The sequence below is a fragment of the Paraburkholderia sp. RL17-368-BIF-A genome (genome assembly GCF_046054045.1).
Taxonomy (GTDB): domain Bacteria; phylum Pseudomonadota; class Gammaproteobacteria; order Burkholderiales; family Burkholderiaceae; genus Paraburkholderia; species Paraburkholderia graminis.
The window spans coordinates 1-18,216 of the sequence record NZ_JARESN010000019.1; the positions used below are offsets into that span (position 1 = coordinate 1).

Annotated in this window: 17 protein-coding genes and 1 pseudogene; 7 read left to right on the forward strand and 11 right to left on the reverse strand. The window is 62.2% G+C overall.

Annotation, left to right across the window (positions count from 1 at the left end; genetic code table 11):
* Nucleotides 1–462 precede the first annotated feature (462 nt).
* From P0D87_RS26120 to P0D87_RS26135, 4 genes are all read right to left on the reverse strand, one after another.
* Complete coding sequence (locus tag P0D87_RS26120; RefSeq protein ID WP_053859755.1) at nucleotides 463–1,794, reverse strand: MFS transporter; 1,332 nt, start codon at nucleotides 1,792–1,794, stop codon at nucleotides 463–465.
* Nucleotides 1,795–1,854: 60 nt separating this feature from the next.
* Nucleotides 1,855–2,844: a hydroxymethylglutaryl-CoA lyase gene (locus tag P0D87_RS26125; RefSeq protein ID WP_244231044.1), complete on the reverse strand. Its 990-nt coding sequence runs from the start codon at nucleotides 2,842–2,844 to the stop codon at nucleotides 1,855–1,857.
* Complete coding sequence (locus P0D87_RS26130) at nucleotides 2,841–4,034, reverse strand: CaiB/BaiF CoA transferase family protein (protein WP_053859756.1); 1,194 nt, start codon at nucleotides 4,032–4,034, stop codon at nucleotides 2,841–2,843. Before P0D87_RS26130 ends, P0D87_RS26125 begins: the two co-directional genes overlap by 4 nt.
* Nucleotides 4,035–4,153: 119 nt before the next feature.
* The gene (locus P0D87_RS26135; RefSeq protein WP_053859757.1) at nucleotides 4,154–5,092 is read right to left on the reverse strand and encodes a LysR family transcriptional regulator; all 939 of its coding nucleotides are present in this window, start codon (nucleotides 5,090–5,092) and stop codon (nucleotides 4,154–4,156) included.
* A 228-nt stretch (nucleotides 5,093–5,320) separates the two neighbouring features.
* Between P0D87_RS26135 and P0D87_RS26140 the strand changes: the two genes are divergently transcribed.
* Both P0D87_RS26140 and P0D87_RS26145 read left to right on the forward strand, forming a co-directional pair.
* Nucleotides 5,321–6,283, forward strand: coding sequence for a GlxA family transcriptional regulator (locus P0D87_RS26140; protein ID WP_029967308.1), 963 nt, complete (start codon nucleotides 5,321–5,323; stop codon nucleotides 6,281–6,283).
* A gap of 81 nt (nucleotides 6,284–6,364) precedes the next feature.
* Nucleotides 6,365–7,123 (forward strand): SDR family oxidoreductase, encoded by a 759-nt coding sequence (locus P0D87_RS26145; RefSeq protein ID WP_053859758.1) that lies wholly within the window; start codon nucleotides 6,365–6,367, stop codon nucleotides 7,121–7,123.
* Nucleotides 7,124–7,815: 692 nt separating this feature from the next.
* Here the strand turns inward: P0D87_RS26145 and P0D87_RS26150 are convergent.
* A pseudogene (locus P0D87_RS26150) lies at nucleotides 7,816–8,139 on the reverse strand (response regulator).
* A gap of 244 nt (nucleotides 8,140–8,383) precedes the next feature.
* Nucleotides 8,384–9,601 (reverse strand): diguanylate cyclase domain-containing protein, encoded by a 1,218-nt coding sequence (locus P0D87_RS26155; protein ID WP_053859759.1) that lies wholly within the window; start codon nucleotides 9,599–9,601, stop codon nucleotides 8,384–8,386.
* Nucleotides 9,602–9,851: 250 nt separating this feature from the next.
* Between P0D87_RS26155 and P0D87_RS26160 the strand changes: the two genes are divergently transcribed.
* Nucleotides 9,852–10,652, forward strand: a complete 801-nt coding sequence (locus tag P0D87_RS26160) for a YkgJ family cysteine cluster protein (protein ID WP_053859760.1) — start codon at nucleotides 9,852–9,854, stop codon at nucleotides 10,650–10,652.
* A 14-nt stretch (nucleotides 10,653–10,666) separates the two neighbouring features.
* On the opposite strand, the gene P0D87_RS26165 is transcribed toward P0D87_RS26160, so the two are convergent.
* The 3 genes from P0D87_RS26165 to P0D87_RS26175 all read right to left on the reverse strand — a co-directional run bounded on the left by P0D87_RS26165 (nucleotide 10,667) and on the right by P0D87_RS26175 (nucleotide 12,698).
* Nucleotides 10,667–11,266, reverse strand: coding sequence for a hypothetical protein (locus P0D87_RS26165; protein WP_321175881.1), 600 nt, complete (start codon nucleotides 11,264–11,266; stop codon nucleotides 10,667–10,669).
* 229 nt (nucleotides 11,267–11,495) lie between these two features.
* On the reverse strand, nucleotides 11,496–11,975 hold the full coding sequence (locus P0D87_RS26170; RefSeq protein WP_053859761.1) for a nuclear transport factor 2 family protein: 480 nt from the start codon (nucleotides 11,973–11,975) through the stop codon (nucleotides 11,496–11,498).
* 30 nt (nucleotides 11,976–12,005) lie between these two features.
* Nucleotides 12,006–12,698, reverse strand: coding sequence for a TetR/AcrR family transcriptional regulator (locus P0D87_RS26175; RefSeq protein ID WP_053859762.1), 693 nt, complete (start codon nucleotides 12,696–12,698; stop codon nucleotides 12,006–12,008).
* Between the two features lie 108 nt (nucleotides 12,699–12,806).
* Here P0D87_RS26175 and P0D87_RS26180 point away from each other — a divergent pair, with 108 nt between their 5' ends.
* Nucleotides 12,807–13,457, forward strand: a complete 651-nt coding sequence (locus tag P0D87_RS26180) for a YceI family protein (RefSeq protein ID WP_029967296.1) — start codon at nucleotides 12,807–12,809, stop codon at nucleotides 13,455–13,457.
* Between the two features lie 41 nt (nucleotides 13,458–13,498).
* Here the strand turns inward: P0D87_RS26180 and tdh are convergent, their stop codons facing one another.
* Nucleotides 13,499–14,530, reverse strand: coding sequence for an L-threonine 3-dehydrogenase (gene tdh / locus P0D87_RS26185; protein ID WP_006047467.1), 1,032 nt, complete (start codon nucleotides 14,528–14,530; stop codon nucleotides 13,499–13,501).
* Nucleotides 14,527–15,741, reverse strand: coding sequence for a glycine C-acetyltransferase (locus P0D87_RS26190; protein WP_053859763.1), 1,215 nt, complete (start codon nucleotides 15,739–15,741; stop codon nucleotides 14,527–14,529). Before P0D87_RS26190 ends, tdh begins: the two co-directional genes overlap by 4 nt.
* A 130-nt stretch (nucleotides 15,742–15,871) precedes the next feature.
* Between P0D87_RS26190 and P0D87_RS26195 the strand changes: the two genes are divergently transcribed.
* From P0D87_RS26195 to P0D87_RS26205, 3 genes are all read left to right on the forward strand, one after another.
* Entirely contained in the window at nucleotides 15,872–16,510 is a 639-nt protein-coding gene (locus P0D87_RS26195; RefSeq protein ID WP_029967291.1) for a helix-turn-helix domain-containing protein, read from the forward strand.
* Nucleotides 16,511–16,612: 102 nt separating this feature from the next.
* Nucleotides 16,613–17,014 (forward strand): DUF2471 family protein, encoded by a 402-nt coding sequence (locus tag P0D87_RS26200; RefSeq protein ID WP_029967289.1) that lies wholly within the window; start codon nucleotides 16,613–16,615, stop codon nucleotides 17,012–17,014.
* A 55-nt stretch (nucleotides 17,015–17,069) separates the two neighbouring features.
* Nucleotides 17,070–18,152 (forward strand): tyrosine-type recombinase/integrase, encoded by a 1,083-nt coding sequence (locus tag P0D87_RS26205; protein WP_053859764.1) that lies wholly within the window; start codon nucleotides 17,070–17,072, stop codon nucleotides 18,150–18,152.
* Nucleotides 18,153–18,216 lie beyond the last annotated feature (64 nt).

The window sequence follows — 18,216 nt, forward strand, 5'->3', positions numbered from 1 at the left end:
ATTGCCGTGAACGACACGACCGACAGCGCCGCCGCGCTGTCCGTGCCGGGTACGTCGAGAAAATATGCCTGGCGCCCGGTTATGGCACGCAGCGCGTCTTGCAGGTCTGCCATGACCCGGCGTCCTTGCTGATTGTGGGAGACGCGGCCGGGTACATGAGGACTGCAAACTTCAGGCTGGCCGCGATCTGGAGCCATTTCAGCTCTTCACGCGTTTTTACCTGGCGGGGTGATTCACTTCAATCAGATGTGTCTGAAAGTCCGTAGTCTGTTGTCAAACGGAAAAGGGCGACCGAAGTCGCCGGAACGATGTGCGGTTATCCGCGCTATTTTGGAACAACTCCTGGATAACCCGCCGAAAACCGCACCAACTACCTGACGCGGCTCGATTTCCCCCCAACTGCGCAAACGCGCACCAAAGTGCGCGTCGTCCCACATAGAAACGCACTACACCTCAAACGCCCTACCGCACCCCATCCCTGGCCCGAAGCGACTCCGGCAACCCCCGCAACACAATCAACGCACAAATCACGCTCATCGTCCCGATCACATACAAAGCCGGCGTCGTACTCCCAGTCAGATCCCTGACGCGTCCCACCATGATCGGACTCACGATCCCGCCAAGCTGTCCGAGCGTGTTGATCAACGCGATGCCGCCCGCCGCGCCCGCCCCCGTCACCAGCTTCGGCGGCAATGCCCAGAATGCCGGGATCGACGCCACCACGCCCCCGCCCATCACCGCAAGCGCGACGATCAGGAAGCCCGTCTGTTTGTCGAAGAAACCGGCCGCAAAGAATCCGATCGCCGACATCACCAGCAAACCGAACACGAACTTGCGACGCTCGCCGCTTGCATCGGACAAGCGCCCCACAACCACCATGCAGATCGCGCCGCACACATAAGGCACGGCTGTCAGCAAACCGATCAGCGTCGGATTATGCGTACCTGCCACGCGGATCAAATGTGGCGCCCAGAAATTCAATCCATACGACGCCACCTGAATCAGAAAATAGACGAGCCCCAGCGTGAGAAATCCCGGCGTCTTTATCGCGCCGATGAACGAATGCCCAGTCTCAGGATGACGGCTCTGCTGCGCAATCTGCTCAGACAGGAATGACTTCTCCGCGGGCGACAGCCAGTTCGCATCGTCGATGCGATCTTTCAGCAGCTTCAGCACGAGATAACCAAGCAGCACGCACGGCAGGCCGCCGAGCAGGAACAGCCAGTGCCATCCCGGCATGCCAAGCACGCCGTTCATATGGCCGATCACAAGCCCCGCCAGCGGCGCGCCGACCAGCCCCGAAAACGCCGACGCGAGAAACAGCATCGACGTAATGCGTCCGCGATAGCTCGGCGGAAACCACAGCGTGAGGTAGTACAGCACGCCCGGCGCGAAGCCGGCTTCCATCGCGCCGATCAGAAAGCGCAGGCCGTAAAACTGCCATTCGGTGTTGACGAACACCATCGCCGCGGTCGCGAGTCCCCACGAAATCATGATGCGCGCAATCCAGCGCCGCGCACCGACCTTGTAGAGGAACAGATTGCTCGGCACCTCGAACAACACATAGCCGATCACGAACAAACTCGCGCCGAGACCATATGCGGTGTCCGACAAGCCGAGATCGCTTTGCAACTGAAACTTCGCGAAGCTGATGTTGATGCGGTCGAAGAACGCAAACAGATAGCAGATCATGATGAGCGGCATCAGCCGCCATGCCACTTTGCGGATGATGGCCGCCGCGCCGTCCGCGCTCTGTTCACGGCCGCCGGTTGCGATTGCGCCGAGGTCACTCATGATTCGTCTCCAATGCCGGATTCGGCTGTGCCGTCCGGTCGTTTAGTGGATCAGGGAAAGTCAGATTTGCAGCACGTAGTCCGGCACGGGATGCAGGTCACGATTGCGCCCCGCCTTCGCCACTTGCCCGGGCACGTCGTGGCCCAGCAAAGCCGGCAACGCTCGCGACAGCGCAAGCAGTTTCTCGAGGTCGATTCCCGTGGGAATACCCATTTCGTCGCACAGATTCACGAGGTCCTCAGTGCAGATGTTGCCCGACGCACCGGGCGCAAACGGGCATCCGCCGAGACCGCCCAACGCGGCGTCGAAGCGCCGCGCGCCGGCTTCGTAGGCGGCCAGTACATTGGCGAGCCCAAGTCCGCGTGTATTGTGAAAATGCAGCGTGAGCGCCGACGACGGCACGCGTTGCAGCACTCGCTCGACAATCCGCGCCACCTGGCGCGGATTCGCCATGCCGGTCGTATCGGCGAGCGTGATGCCCTCAATGCCCATCTCGCGGTACGTATCGACAATGCTGACCACGCGGTCCTCGTCGATCGTGCCTTCGAACGGACAGCCGAACGCCGTCGCGACGGACGCATTCAACAGCACGCCCGCGCCCTTCACGTGACGCACGATGTCGCCAAACGCCGCCAGCGACGACTCGCAGCTCATGCGCATGTTGGCGCGGTTGTGCGTCTGACTCGCGGACATCACGAGATTCAGTTCGTCCGCCTTCGCGGCGAGCGCGCGCTCGGCGCCCTTGAGATTCGGCACGAGCGCGACGTAGATCACGCCCGCGCGCCGCTCGATCTGCTGGAACACGGCCTCGCCGTCGCGCAACGCAGGAATGGCTTTCGGCGAGACAAACGAGCCGGCCTCGATGCGCGTGAAGCCCGCCGTCGAGAGCGCGTTGATCAATTGGATTTTGTCGGCGGTGTCGACCCACGTCGGTTCGATCTGCAAGCCGTCGCGCGGCGCGACTTCCTGCACGATGAGCTTGTCGGCGACTTGTGAGTTCAATTCGCGGTTCGTTGCACCGTTCGTTGCATGTGTCGTTGCATGTGTCATTGCACGGCTCCTTCGCGGCGCAGCCGCTCGACCTCTTCACTCGCGAAACCGAGTTCGCTCAGCACGCTTCCCGTATGTTCACCGAGCGCGGGGCCTTGCCAGCGCACTTCGCCTGGCGTCTCCGACAGCTTCGGCACGATGCCCGGCATCTTCACCGAGGCGCCGCCCGGCAGTTGCGCCTGCAACAACATGTCGCGCGCCTGGTAGTGCGGATCGGCGACGATGTCCGCGACGGAATAGATGCGCCCCGCCGGCACTTCGGCGCGTTCGAGCGCGGCCAGCACGTCGTTGGTGGAATGATGCGAGGTCCATGCGGCGATCGCCTCGTCGAGCATCGCGCAGTGTTTGGCGCGGCCGTCGTTGTGCGCGAGCGCGGGATCGTCGGCGAGATCGGCGCGGCCTATCACCTGCATGAGGCGCCGGAAAATCGGATCGCTGTTGCCGGCGATCACGACATAGCCGTCGTCTTCGGTGGGATAGGTGTTGGACGGCGCGATGCCCGGCAGCGCCCCGCCGCTTCGCTCGCGAACGTGGCCAAGCAGATCGTATTCGGGGACCAGGCTTTCCATCAGATTGAAAACGCTTTCGACGAGCGACACGTCGACCACTTGCCCGTCGCCCTGCCCTGTCTTCACACGCAGCAGCGACATCAACGCGCCGATCACGCCATGCAGCGACGCAAGCGAATCGCCGAGACTCACGCCGACGCGCGCCGGCGCGCCGTCCACCTCGCCCGTCGTGTAGCGAATGCCGCCCATCGCTTCACCGATCGCGCCGAAGCCCGGACGGTCACGGTATGGGCCCGACTGGCCATAGCCGGAGATACGCACCATCGTCAGTTTGGGATTGATCGCGTGCAGCACGTCCCAGCCGATGCCGAGCTTTTCGAGCGCACCAGGACGCAGGTTTTCGATGACGACATCGGCCTCGGCCGCGAGCCGCTTCACGATCTCGACGCCCTCCGGCGACTTCAGATTCACGCACACCGACTTCTTGTTGCGCGACTGCAGATACCACCAGAGCGACGTGCCTTCGTGCAGCTTGCGCCATTTGCGCAGCGGGTCGCCAGTTTGCGGCGCTTCGATCTTGACGACGTCCGCGCCGAACTCGGCCATCAGGCGCGCGGCAAACGGCGCGGCGATCAGCGTTCCGATTTCAACGACGCGGATACCTTGAAGGGGTCCACCCATGTGCTGTCTCCGAAGTGGTTTTCTGTTGGGAGACAGCTTGCAGGCGTGCGGCGGCCGCGTCCAACCGCAATTCGCCAACGACCGTTCGCGAACGACGAACGCTCAAGCGCGGCGCAGATTCATGCCGCCGGCGTTTGCGTGGCTTCGGAGGCTTCTATCGAACGCAAATGATCGAACAGCAAACGGCTCACGGGCGAGAGCGCATCGACATCGCGCACGACCAGCACGAGGCTGCGCTCCGACCAGTCGTCTTCGAGCGGCGCGCCGACGAGCCCGAGCGGCCGTCCCATGAGTTCATAGACCTTGCGCGGCAACACGCCGACGCCCATTCCCGCCTGCACCATCCGGCAAACGGCGTCGAAGCCCGGCACATGGATGCGCAAGCGCAACGGCTTGCCGGCGACGCGCGCGGCGATATGCGTTCGCGCATTGATCGAACTCGCGGCGTGCAGGCCGACGTGATCGCCGTCGAGCGTTTCGGCAAACGCCACGCTCGTGCGCGCGGCGAGCGGATGATCGCCGCGCATCACGAGCACCAGCGAATCGCGGCGATAGTGCTCGACGTGCAGCTCGCGCGTGTCGGCATCGGCGGAACAGATGCCGAGATCGGCGAGGCTATCGTCCACCGCTTCGACGACGCCGCCGCTCGGCCGCTCTTCGAGGTCGAGCTTCACGCGCTCATGCAGCAACTGGAACGCGCGCAAATCTTCAGGCAAAAATTCGACGATGGCAGACAGGTTCGCCATCATCCGCACATAGCCGCGTACGCCGCTTGCATGGCCAGCTAGTTCGATGCCGATGTTTTCGATGTCGCGCATCACGCGCCGCGCATGATGCAGCAGCGTTTCGCCGGCCGGCGTTAGCGTCATGCCGCGCGCGTTGCGCTGAAAGAGCGTCGCGCCCACGGCCTGTTCCAGTTCGAGCAGCCGCTTGCTCGCAGCGGAAACGGCAATGGCCTCGCGCTCCGCGGCACGCGTGAGCGTGCCTTCCTCGTAGACGGCGAGAAACAGTTGAAGCGTGGTCAGGTCGAGCTTGCGGAGAAGGTTTTTAATCACCATGGCGCGGCGCCGGAAGTTCGGTCAGTGGCTAATCATCCCATATGCGGCGCGTGAATCATTGCTTGCGCGACGACTATGCGAGGCTGTTTGGCCTCGCCGTGCAGCGTCAAAGCGCGTTTGGTATGCTGGGCCACCGCGTTTTCCCCAACAATCGCGCGAGGCCGTAGAACGCTGCCAATCGCACCGCGTTCACTGCCGCGGTTTGCTTATCGTGAAAGGAATCATTCGATGCCCACCGTCGCGATCGCGATCTTTGCTGGCGTGCAGGCGCTCGACGTCGCCGGTCCCGTCGACGTCTTCTCAGAAGCGAACCGCTTCATCGCGCCGGACGCGCGCTACGAAGTCACGCTTCTGAGCGCGCAACAAGCACCGCTGCGCGCGTCCAACGGCATGACGCTGATCGCCGACGCCGTCTTCGCGCGCGCTCGCAAACCGTTCGACCTCGCGTTAGTCGCGGGCGGCCCCGCGCTCCCCGAAGGCGCTCCGCCCGAGGCGTCCTTGCTCGACTGGTTGACCAACATCGCGCCGCAATGCGGCCGTTACGGCTCCATCTGCACGGGCGCTTTCGCGCTCGGCCATGCCGGTCTGCTCGACGCGCGCAACGTCACGACGCATTGGCAGCACGCGGCCCAACTCGCCGCGCAGTTTCCGAAAGCGCGCGTCGACTACGACCGCATTTATCTGCGCGACGGGCAACTGGTCACTTCCGCGGGCGTGACTGCGGGTATCGATCTGTCGCTCGCGCTCGTCGCCGAAGATCACGGTGCGCATATCGCGCTCGCGGTGGCAAAGCGGCTCGTCGTGTTCGCACAGCGCCAGGGCGGACAGTCGCAATTCAGTCCGTATCTCACGGCACCCGTCGACGAAACATCGCCGGTTGCAAAAGTCCAGGCGCATGTGATGGAGCGCATTCACGAGAGTTTTACAGTCAAGCAACTCGCCGATGTCGCCGGCATGAGCTCACGCAATTTCGCGCGCGTGTTCGTGCAGGAAACCGGCGTGACGCCGCATGAATTCGTCGAGCGCGCGCGTGTCGATGCCGCGCGCAAGCTGCTGGAAAGCAGCGGCGCCGCGCTGAAAGCGATTGCCTACGATTGCGGTTTCGGCACCGCGGATCGCATGCGGATCGTCTTCGTGAAGAGAATCGGCGTCACGCCGATGCAATACCGCGAGCGCTTTCGCGCGGCCTGAAAGCGCGCGAGCGGCGCCGCTGCGCGTGCGAAACATGCGTGAGAAGATAACGGCCTGCATGAGCAATGTTCAAGGAACGACATGAATCCCTCTTCTCCCATTCGCGCGATCGTCACCGGCCATACGCGCGGCCTCGGTGCGGCGCTCGCCGCGCAACTGCTTGAGCGCGATGTCGCGGTGCTCGGTTTGTCGCGCTCGCGTCATGCGTTGCTTAAACAGCGCTTTCCCGCGCTGCTCGATGAAGTTGAACTCGAACTCGCTGACACGTCGCGTGTTGCGCAATGGACGGCGACCGATGCACTGCGCGCGTTCGTCAGCGGCGCGCACACTGTGCTGCTGATCAACAACGCGGGCATGGTGCAGCCAATCGGTCCAATCGACGCGCAGGACGCAGCGGCCATTGCCAGCGCAGTGAGCCTGAACGTCGCCACGCCGTTGATGCTCGCAAGCGCGCTCGCCGCGGCAAGCCCCGATGTGAGCGACCGCCGCATCATGCATATTTCGAGCGGCGCGGCGCGCAACGCTTACGCCGGCTGGAGCATCTACTGCGCGACGAAGGCCGCGCTGGACCATCATGCGCGCGCCGTCGCACTCGACGCCACTCGCGCGCTGCGTATTTGCAGTCTCGCGCCGGGCGTCATCGATACGAACATGCAGGCGGAGATTCGCAGCACCGGCGTCGAACAGTTTCCAATGCGTGAGAAGTTCGAGGACTTGAAGCGCAACGGTCAGCTTTCGACGCCCGAGCAAGCTGCGGCTCAATTGCTCGACTATGCGTTCAGCGATGCATTTGGTGAAACGCCGGTGGCTGATATTCGCGAGGTTGGGAAGCGGGCGTGATGCGCTGTTGATGCGCTGGGGTGCACAGTCACTATCGCGGCTCCTGAAAAGTCTCACCTTTGGGCGCGGGCGGCGATGATTCGTGTGCTTTTTGCAGCGGCGCGTCGCGCGAATTGCGCTTGATATGCAGTGGTTTTACCGCGCTGCTGCTGCGGCTTGCATCGCCACCTGCGCAAGAACAGCGCGCTCCCGAAAAGCCTCACCTTTGGCACGCAGCTATCGGAGGTCGGCCGAAGGGAGCAGTTTCACAACTCCCGAAAACCCTCACCTTAAGCGCTTGCGGACCGCCCGCAAAGCCTTGCTGGGCGTGGGCCGACGACCCCGAAAGAGGCGAATCCCGAAAACTCTCACCTTTAGAAGCACGCGAATGATCGGGATACCCAGGTAAGACGTCGATGTGGGGTGCGGTGAAAAAATGACTCGCAAACCGCGAACCGTCCGACTCGATATGGACGGTGAGGCGCACGCGTTCGATTCGCTCACGGATCGCCGCAGCGTCGAAGTGCTCCCGAATTCCCTCACCTTAAAGCAGATGTAGCCCCGGGACGACACAGCTTTGGCCCCCGCACCAGGCGGACATTTAGCGGATTTCGCCCATTTCCGCGACGATAACGCGTGCGAATCAAAGCGCGAAAGTCACCAGCCGAACCACTCCCGAAAACCCTCACCTTTGACGGCGTGGCGCGCAAGCGTCAGTTCGCGAGCTTATGAAACGTCTCCAGCACCGCGTCGCCCTTGAACGGCTTCACGATCGAGCCCTTGACGCCGCAGCCTTGCGGCGTTCTTTCATTGCCGGGCTGCTTTCGGTTGTGAGCATGATGACGTTGACGGTCTTGTTCGCGAGCTCCCGCGAATTTTTTCGACCATCGTGAGGCCGGCTATATCCGGCGTGTCTACGTCGCTGATCAACGACCTTGATGCTTTGCCATGCATCGCTCATGTCGATGCCGAGACCGTTCCGGTTCCGAAAGAAAACCAGCCACTTCGTCGCGCACAGTACTGGACTCATCCACGATCTCACCTTTGCGGCGACCTCCTGGAACTCCTCACCTTTACGCACGCTGTCGGGTGAAATGCAGCAAAGGTGCGGCGTGAATCCTGGGACGACTCACCATTGCACGCGTCGCGTCATCTCCTGGAACATCTCACCTTTGGATTTGAAGACGTCGATGGTGATGCCGTCTCCTGGAATTCCTCACCATCCTGGAACGGCTCACCTTTGGCGATATCCGCAAGCAACGTGCGGACTCACGCGATACGTTATCGCGTCAGCTTGATGACGTTCGACAGCCCCGCAGCCGACGAACTGCCGAAGCTATAAGTCGAACGCCCGCTGCGTTTGGCCGCGTACATGGCGGCATCGGCGACGTCGAGCAAGCCTGCGATGCTCTGCACCCTGTCCGGAAACGTGGCGATGCCGATACTCACGCCAATCGCAAAACGGCCGCCGTACTCCTTGTCGCCGATTGCTCGCACACCTGAGACAAGACGCTCGGCCAGTTCACGCAATTGGGCGTCGTCGCCGCAATCGGTTGCGAGCAGCACGAACTCATCGCCGCCGACACGAGCGAGCGTGTCGCTCTGCCGCGTCGCGGCCCGCAGCGATTCTGCAAGCCGGCGCAGCAACACGTCGCCGGCGCTATGGCCCATCGCGTCGTTGACCTTCTTGAAGCCGTCTATGTCGAGGTACAGAAGCGCGATTCGGCGCGACTCGGCTTCGTTGCCCGAGAGCGCGTCGATGGCGGACAGCAGCCGGCGGCGGTTCGGAAGTCCCGTCAGCGTATCCTGCGCGGCCTGTTGATCGAGCATGTTCGAATACGCGTGCACCCTCGCGAACGCACGACGCTGGACATACACCGTGTAACCCATCAGGCAGCACACGAGCACGGCAATGGCAACGAGCGCGGCGCTGCCGAACACGAGGCGCCGATGCGCATCCTGCGTGGCGACCTTGCGTCTTTCGCGCCACTCGTTCAGCAGTTCGCCGAGGTCCTGGCGCAGGCCATCCATATACGCCTTGCCTTCGTTGGTCTGCACGAGCTGGATGGCGGCCACACGATTCCCGCTGCGAGCCAGTTCGATGGTGCGCGCGAGTTCGACCACCTTGTCGGTCTTCGCATGCTCGACACGGCGCACGAGTTCGAGCGATTTTTCGTCGCTGCCTGCTGTCTGCTGCAAACGCAAAACGGTGTCGTCGAGATCGCGAATGCCCTGGCGATAGGGCACGAGGTAGGCTTCATCGCCGGTGAGCAGATAGCCGCGCTGGCCGGTCTCCGCGTTCTCGAGATCGTGCAGCACGCGATTCGCGGCGCCGAGCACGGCGAACGCTTCCTCGTCGCGCAGACCGTCGGCGACAATGATCTTCGCTTCGTACACGAACAGACCGGCTGCGACGAGCAAGCCAATGGCCATGCTGATGTAGAGCGCAATGAAACGGTTACGGTCGGCTTTCGCGGAGCGGAACAAACGCGCGGGCACGAGAGGCTCCAGGGCGGTGGGAATGGTGGAAGGGTGCAATGATACTGGAGAGCCGTGACAGGCTCTCGCGAAGCGTCTCTGGGTCGGCTATTCCGGTGATGCGACCGCATAACAATTTTTTTGAAAAGCAGTGTCAGGTTTTTGCGGCAGCCCCGACTAAGCCCAACATCACCCGTGTTGGATAGCGCGATAACGTTCGAACTATCAAACGCAACACGGGAAGAATGATTTGGCCAAAGGAGCTTGACGGATGGATATCGACTTCGACTGCACGATGTGCGGCAAATGTTGTCACAACCTTCGGTTGCCGCTGACCGTATCCGAAGCAATCGCGTGGCTCAAGCGAGGCCACGACGTTCAGCTATTTGTTGAAGCGCTGCCGTGGCCGGAAGAGCCGCCGGAAGACAATCTGGTCGCGGCACATAAGCGCCGGCGCTCGTTTGCGGCTACAAGCGGTTCTCTGCCCGTACGAGTGGTCGTTGTCATCGTTGCAGCATTCGATGGTCCATGTCCGAACCTGCTGGAAGATATGCGATGCGGAGCTTACGAAAGTCGACCTCTGGTATGCCGTATTTATCCTGCGGAAATTAACCCGTTCATTTCTATGGAGCCAGCGCAGAAAGCGTGTCCGCCAGAGGCCTGGACGGGTGCGAGCTCGCCACTGTTGCGTCAAGGACAAATTGTCGACGCGCAGATCGCCGCGCTAGTCACTGAGTCGCGCAACACGGATGCTGCCGATGTCTGGGCGAAAGCCGCCCTCTGCACAACGCTCGGAATCGGCAGTGCGGCCTTGAGCAACGAAGGGTTCGTTGTTCACACGCCAGACCGATCCAGTCTCTTAAGCGCTCTTGAGTCGGCGCAAATGGTCAAGACGGCCACGGCAAGTTCCTGGCAATTTGTCTCGAACCGAAGTGAGACGGCGAACGCATTGGATTCAGTTGATGCGGTCGTATCGAGAACGTCGGCTTGGGAAGCAAAGGGCGCTACCTTCTTGGGCTTTTTCCCGGACGATGTCTCGGGGAGTGGGACTCACGAAAGCGGCGCTCACTGAAAGGTGAATAAGCACTAAAACTTGACCTTCACCTGAAAGCCGATGGTGAAGGGAAGATCGTCGGAAGGGATCGGCGGAATCACGATGAAGTTCGCGCCGACACGCTTGTATTCGACCATGATGAGCGGCGCGAGCACGGGTCCGATCGTGTGATCGCGGCCGAGTCCCCAGTTGCCGTAGTTATAGCCGGAGATGATGCCGCCCATCGCCGCGATGCGGACAATGCCCCAGTGCAGAAAATCCGGCGACCAGACGCCGCCGCCGTAATACGACGGCCGGCGCAGTGAATTGCGAAAGCCGCCCGCCGTCAGCGCCCATTGATTGTTGAGCCAGCACTCGACGCCGAGGCCGGGGTTGAACTGCTCGAAGTGTTTGTCTGGGTCGGGATTGATGTGATACGAGCCGAGCATCGCGTCGACCCATACGCCGCCCTCGCACCAGTTGCCCGCATGCGCCGCGGATGTGCCGGCGACGCTCGCGGCAAACGCGAACAATACGCGGCAAAGGTGCGTTTTGAACTGGCCGGTGTGCTGGCCGGTGTGCTGGCTTTTGTGCTGGCTGCTTTGCCTGCCGATTTGCGTGGTCATCCGCCTGCTGATCTGCCGAAGATGCATGTCCTCTCCATCGCCAGTCGAACGCCGGCGCGATGCTGTTCTCATATCGGTGCGTGCCGCCCGTCGCGCACTGTACCGCAAGCCACTCGCGCGATGTTGAAGACGCACTCGGGCTTGCGGGCACAAGACGTGCCGGCAAGCGTCAACACAACTCTAATGGAGGACCGATGGCAAAGCGGTGAAGACGCGCGCCGCATTTTCACGCGTTTTCACGTTGCAGGCAGAGTGTTTATAGACCGAGGTCGGAAAGGCCAGGGTGATCGTCGGGACGGCGGCCGAGCGGCCAGTGATACAGACGGTCCGCTTCGCGGATCGGCAGATCGTTGATGCTGGCGTGACGGCGCGCCATCAATCCATGCTCGTCGAACTCCCAGTTCTCGTTGCCATACGAGCGGAACCAGTTGTTGGAATCGTCGTGCCATTCGTAGGCAAAGCGCACGGCGATGCGGTTATCGGTGAACGCCCACAGTTCCTTGATCAAGCGATAGTCGAGTTCCTTCGCCCATTTGCGGCGCAGTAAGCCGACGATTTCCGCGCGCCCATGCGTGAATTCCGCGCGATTGCGCCACACGCTGTCCTGCGTATAGGCGAGCGACACACGTTCAGGGTCGCGCGTGTTCCAACCGTCTTCCGCGGCGCGAACTTTCTGGATGGCGGTTTCGCGCGTAAAGGGCGGCAGCGGCGGACGGGTTTCCATCGGATCGGTCATGAGATACCTCGCTTTTGGTCAGGTGGGCAGTCAGGATGCGGGTCGCCTCGTCGGCGGGGACTTGCGTGAAGGTCGGCTTGAAGTTTTGTTGCGTGCGGGCGTGTTCCCGTTGCCGGCTGATTGTGCGTCGAGCAAGGTGACAGCGACGGCCTGCGCGTCGAGCGCCGCATCGGGCTCGCCGCTCACAAGCGCAACGGCGATCGCACCGTCGAGCAACACGAGCCACTGCCGCGACAAACGCGCGGCGCGCCTCGCGTCCAATTGTGTCTCGGCAATGAACTCGTCGAATTGCGTCCGCACGAAAGCCAGCAAGCGCTCCTTGTGCTCGCGCGCGACGATGCGAATCGGGTCTTCCGCCGAAGCGATCTCACCGGCCGCGTTCAGAAACGCACAACCGTGAAAGTCCTCCGACGCGAACCATTCGCGCAATACGTCGAACATGCCGAGCAGCCGTTTGCGCGCGCTCTTGCCGCGCCGCTGCGTGCCCTCGACAAACCAGTTCATCCAGCGTTCGTCGCGCCGCTCGAGCGCGGCCGCGACGAGCGCGTCTTTCGATTCGAAATGCGTGTAGAAGCTCTTACGCGCGGTGCCCGACTGCTTGACGATCGCGTCCACGCCGGTTGCATGAATGCCGCCCGCGTAGATCAACGCTTCGGCAGCGTCCAGCAGACGCTCACGCGCGCCAGCCGCCGATGCCTTTTCCATGAGAGTATCCGTAGCCATGTGCGAAGGGTAGAACGATCATTCTCCCTCGTCAAGTCTTGCCGCTTTTTGCACGACGCGCGCGGCACCTGTTATCCTGGTTGCCAGCAAACAACCGGAACTCACTTGATGAATGCGTTCACTGCCCGCAGCATTGCCGTACGCGCTTTACTCGCCGCAATGCTGCTTACATCAATGGCCTGCACGCCGCTGCAAGTGCTGACGCATTCGGTCAGCCAGAACGAAGCGCGCGTGCCGGTCGGGCGCTACGACCTCGACCTGGATCATTGCAGCATTACGTTCGACGTCGAACACTTCAAGTATTCGCGCTTCACCATGCGCTTCGATCGCAAGAAAGGGCAACTGAACTGGAATGAAGGCGGTCTCGAGCAAAGCAGCGTGTCGGTTTCAATCGACGCCGCGAGCATCGACACGAACGTGCCGCTGCTCGACAAGATGGTAAAAAGCGCAAGCCTGCTGGACGTGGAGCGCTATCCGGAGATTCGTTTCGTGAGTACGAAGTTCGAGCGCACCGGCGAATCTCGCGGCACGTTGACGGGCAATCTGACCATTCATGGTGTAACGCAACCCGTCACGCTGGATGTCACGTTCAACGGTTTCGCGCGAGATCCGCTAACGAAAAAAGACACGCTCGGTTTTTCCGCGGAAGGACAGTTCAGCCGCGCGAAGTTTGGCCTCGCGACGTGGTATCCCGCAGTGGGCGACGACATTCACGTGCGAATTCAGGCTGAATTCGGCAAAACGCCCGCGGGCGCGTGAGCGCATCGCGGGCGTGTGCAAAACGATAAGCGTTGTGATGCTTAGGCGGCCGTCCAGTCGAGAATGACCTTGCCGCTTTCGCCGGAGAGCATGGTCGCGAACGCTTGCTGGTAATCGTCGACCTTGAAGTGATGCGTGAGAATCGGCGACAAGTCGAGCCCGCTTTGCAACATCGCCACCATCTTGTACCAGGTCTCGAACATCTCGCGGCCGTAAATGCCCTTGATTTCGAGGCCTTTGAAAATCACCTGAGTCCAGTCGATCGCGGTCTGCGCCGGCGGAATACCGAGCAGCGCGATCTTGCCGCCGTGGTTCATCGCTTCGAGCATGCTCGTAAAAGCGCTCGGCACGCCGGACATTTCGAGGCCGACGTCGAAGCCTTCGGCCATGTGCAGGTCCGCCATCACGTCGCGCAGCGATTCGCGCGACACGTTCACCGCGCGCGTCGCGCCCATCTTGCGCGCGAGGTCGAGCCGGTAATCGTTGATGTCGGTAATCACGACGTTGCGCGCGCCGACGTGCTTCGCAATCGCCACGGCCATGATGCCGATTGGCCCCGCGCCGGTAATCAACACATCTTCGCCGACGAGGTTAAACGACAGCGCCGTGTGCGTGGCGTTGCCGAACGGATCGAAGATCGCGGCGAGGTCGTCGGAGATTTCAGGCGGAATCTTGAACGCGTTGAACGCCGGAATCACGAGATACTCGGCGAACGCGCCCTCGCGATTCACGCCGACGCCCACCGTGTTGCGGCACAAATGCCGGCGTCCCGCGCGGCAGTTGCGACAGAAGCCGCAAGTGATGTGGCCTTCGCCCGACACGCGATCGCCGATCGAAAAGCCGCGCACTTCCTCGCCCATTTGCACGATTTCGCCGACATATTCGTGGCCGACATGCATCGGCACCGGAATCGTTTTTTGCGCCCAGTCGTCCCACTTCCAGATGTGAATGTCCGTGCCGCAGATCGCCGTGCGCGTGATGCGGATCATCACGTCGTTATGGCCGACTTCCGGCAGCTTCACATCGGTCAGCGTGAGACCCGGCGCGCGTTCGAGTTTTGCGAGTGCCTTCATGCGCCCTCCGCCTGGATCACGCCAAGCTCACGGCCGACGCGCGCGAACGCATCGACGGCGCGGTCGATCTGTTCCGTCGTATGCGCCGCGCTCATTTGCGTGCGGATGCGCGCGCGGCCTCTCGGCACGACGGGGAATGAAAAGCCGATCACGTAGACGCCTTCCTTCAACAGCGCATCGGCCATTCTGGAAGCAAGCTGCGCGTCGCCGAGCATCACGGGAATGATCGGATGTTCGCCCGGCACGAGCGTGAAACCAAGCGCGCTCATCTTCTCGCGAAAGTGCGCGCCGTTTTCGCGCACGCGTGCGCGTAGTTGCGCGCCTTCGTCGCTGGCGAGCAGTTCGAGCACTTTCAGCGACGCCGCCGCGATGCTCGGCGTCAGCGTGTTCGAGAACAGATACGGCCGCGAGCGCTGACGCAGCAATTCGACGATCTCCTTACGCGCGGCGATATAGCCGCCCGATGCGCCGCCGAGTGCCTTGCCGAGCGTGCCCGTGATGATGTCGACGCGCGAGAGCACGCCGCAATGTTCCGGCGTGCCGCGTCCGTGTTCGCCGATAAAGCCGACGGCGTGCGAGTCGTCGACCATCACGAGCGCGCCGTAGCGGTCGGCCAGATCGCAGATGCCGGCGAGATTGGCGATGATGCCGTCCATCGAAAATACGCCGTCTGTCGCGATGAGCTTAAAGCGTGCGCCGGCCGCGTCCGCCTCTTTCAGTCTGGCTTCGAGGTCCGCGAGATCGTTGTTCTTGTAGCGAAAGCGCTTGGCCTTCGAAAGCCGCACGCCGTCGATGATGCTCGCATGATTCAGCTCGTCGCTGATGATTGCGTCGTTCTCGTCGAGCAGCGTTTCGAACAGGCCACCGTTCGCGTCGAAACAGCTCGAGTAGAGAATGCAGTCGTCGGTTTGTAGAAACGCGGCGAGCGCCTGCTCGAGTTGCTTATGGACCGTCTGCGTGCCGCAAATAAAACGCACCGAGGCCATGCCGAAGCCGTCGTTGTCGAGCCCTTGCTTCGCGGCCTCGATAAGGCGAGCGTCGTTCGCAAGACCGAGATAATTGTTCGCGCAGAAGTTCAGCACCTCGGCGCCGTCGGCGAGACGAATATCGGCCGATTGCGGGCTGTCGATAACGCGCTCGCTCTTGTAAAAGCCGTCGGCGCGAATCTGCTCGAGCGTGCCGCGCAGATGGGCGAGAAATGAGTCACGCATGAACCGGGCTCCTGAATGGGTGAGACCGACGTGGGCGAACAGGCGACGGCCTGCTATAGTCGGTTGTCAGTTTTATCGGATATTTTCGTTTTTTCGAACTAAAATCCGGTATATCGAACAACTCTAAACGATGGGTCAGGAAATGGCAAGTTCGGGTATTCGCCGTGCGGCGGCCGGCGCGGCACCCACTCCGAGTGCAATCGCGGCTCCGGCAATCGCGGCGCCGCCGCGCGTCGGCGAACAGATTCAGCGTCTGCGCGCCGAGCGGCGCATGACGCTCGACGATCTGTCGCGTGCGGCAGGCGTGTCGAAATCGATGCTCTCTGAAATCGAGCGTGACAAGGCGAATCCAACGATCGCAGTCGCCTGGCGGCTGACCAATGCACTTGGCGTGAGCCTGGATTCGCTGTTCGCCCCGCAAAAGACGCCGGAGGCGATCGCCGTCGCCGGTCCGCACGAGATTCCTACGTTAAGCGGACACGACGCGAAATACCAGTTGCGCGTGTGGGGGCCGATCGAGCTGGCCGGCAAATTCGAGTGGTACGAATTGACGCTGCAGGCGGGCGGTGCGCTCGTGTCCAACGCGCACGAACCGGGCACGCGCGAGCATCTCACGGTGCTACAGGGGTCGATTGAAATCGAGGCCGCAGGGACGACAAAACGGCTCAAGGCTGCGGACACGGCGCGCTACGTCGCCGATGAGCCGCACGCTATCCGCAATGCCGGCAAAGGCGAGGCAAAGGCGTTGCTGGTGGTGATTCACGGCTGAGGCATCGAGCAGCAAGAGGCGTCTACGCGGAATCGGGGCTTGCGCGAGGTTGCGCCGGATACTGTATGTTTGTACAGTACAGGCTATCGACTGGAGCCGATAATGAACGACCTGAAAACCGCCCCGACCGACCACGCTCTGGCTGCGCTGCGCTATCAAACCGCGGCGCGCGATCTCGAACGTATCGTCCGCAACATCGCCGGGCGCTATATCGTGCAGCAAGTGCCGCTCACCTGGCGCCTGCTTCACGCGATTGAAGCCGAGGCGCTCGCCGACCTCGGATTTGCCAGCCGGCATGACGCGCTCATGCTCGGTCTGTTTCAACGTCCGTCGGATTTGCCGTATCCCGAGACTGACGAGGCCGTGGACTTCGGCATGTCGACCGCGCTGCCCGCCGTGTTCGCGTTTGCTGTCTCGGCTTACGAGGAAGCCGCTCGCCGCGCCGCGCAACGTACCTCCGAAGGCGCTGCTGTCCACAAGCGAGTGCAAGCCTGGGGCGATTAAGCCGGCTGCGCTTGCACCACGTCTACAATATGCGCAACTAACCGATAGATAGCGCATGTCGCCTCCTCATTTGTCCGACCCGGTGCCGCGTCCCCAATCGTCCACCGATCTGTTCGATCAGCAACGCGAAGACTGGCGCCGCGATCCGCAAGTCGCGTTCGACGCATGGCTCGCCCGGCAGCATTTCAGGCGCTCGTCGGCGCAGGTGTACCAGGCGCAGTGGGGGCTTTTCCTCGAGTGGCTGAGGGCGCGCCAAAAGAGTCTCGTCACCGTCGATACGCAGACCATCGCCGATTTCGTCGCCGGGCTCGAGATTCGCAAGCCGCAACGCGTACGCTATCTGCGGCTTATCGAGCGGGTGCTGGATCATGTGCGCGAAGTCGAGGCATCGTCGACCAATCCTGCCCGCTTCATCGCTCAGGATGGCGAAGCTGCGTGGCGCAACGCGCGCGACAACGAGCCGACCGGATTCCTTCATCACGCCGAACGCGCCGCGCTGATCGCGCATCTGTTTTCGCCGGTGCAGGCGCTCTCACGGGCGCAGCGCTGGAAAGAACGGCGCGACCGCGCGCTGATCGCGGTGTTTCTCGGCGGCGGACTGAAGACCGGCGAGGCCGCCGCGCTTACGGTTAGTTGCGCGACGCCAGGCTCGCCGTGGATAACGATCGATTCGACCAATCCCATGCTGGTCCGGCGGACACGGCTCGCGCCGTTCGCTTCCGCGATTCTCGACGCCTGGCTGGCCGAGCGGCGTTTGGTCGGGCTCGCTGGCGATCTCGTTTTTGCCGCGTCGCCTTCCGGCAGGCCGATGCATAAAGCCACGATGCTTCGCGCAGTGGATGCGCTCGTGGAGGCGTCAGGGATCGCGGCGTCGCGCACCTCGCGCGCCAGTCCGCACACCTTGCGCAACACGTTTGCCGCGGATCTGTTCGAGAGCGGCGTGGAAGCGGAGCTGGTCGGACAATGGCTCGGATTTGTTCAGGCCGTGTCCGCGAATCGTCTGTATCGCGCGTGGCAAACGTGGATGGAACAGCAGAATTCACGCGTCACCGAGGAACCCGATCCGGCCGCGCCGCTCCTACCCGAAGCTCGCACCGACGGGCGTTTTACGAGGAAAGCGGACTCGGCCGAATCCTGAAACTTCTCACGTTTCAGGTCCCGAATTTCCTCACCTTTGCGGGCTCTCGGGCTCCTCGGCTCCT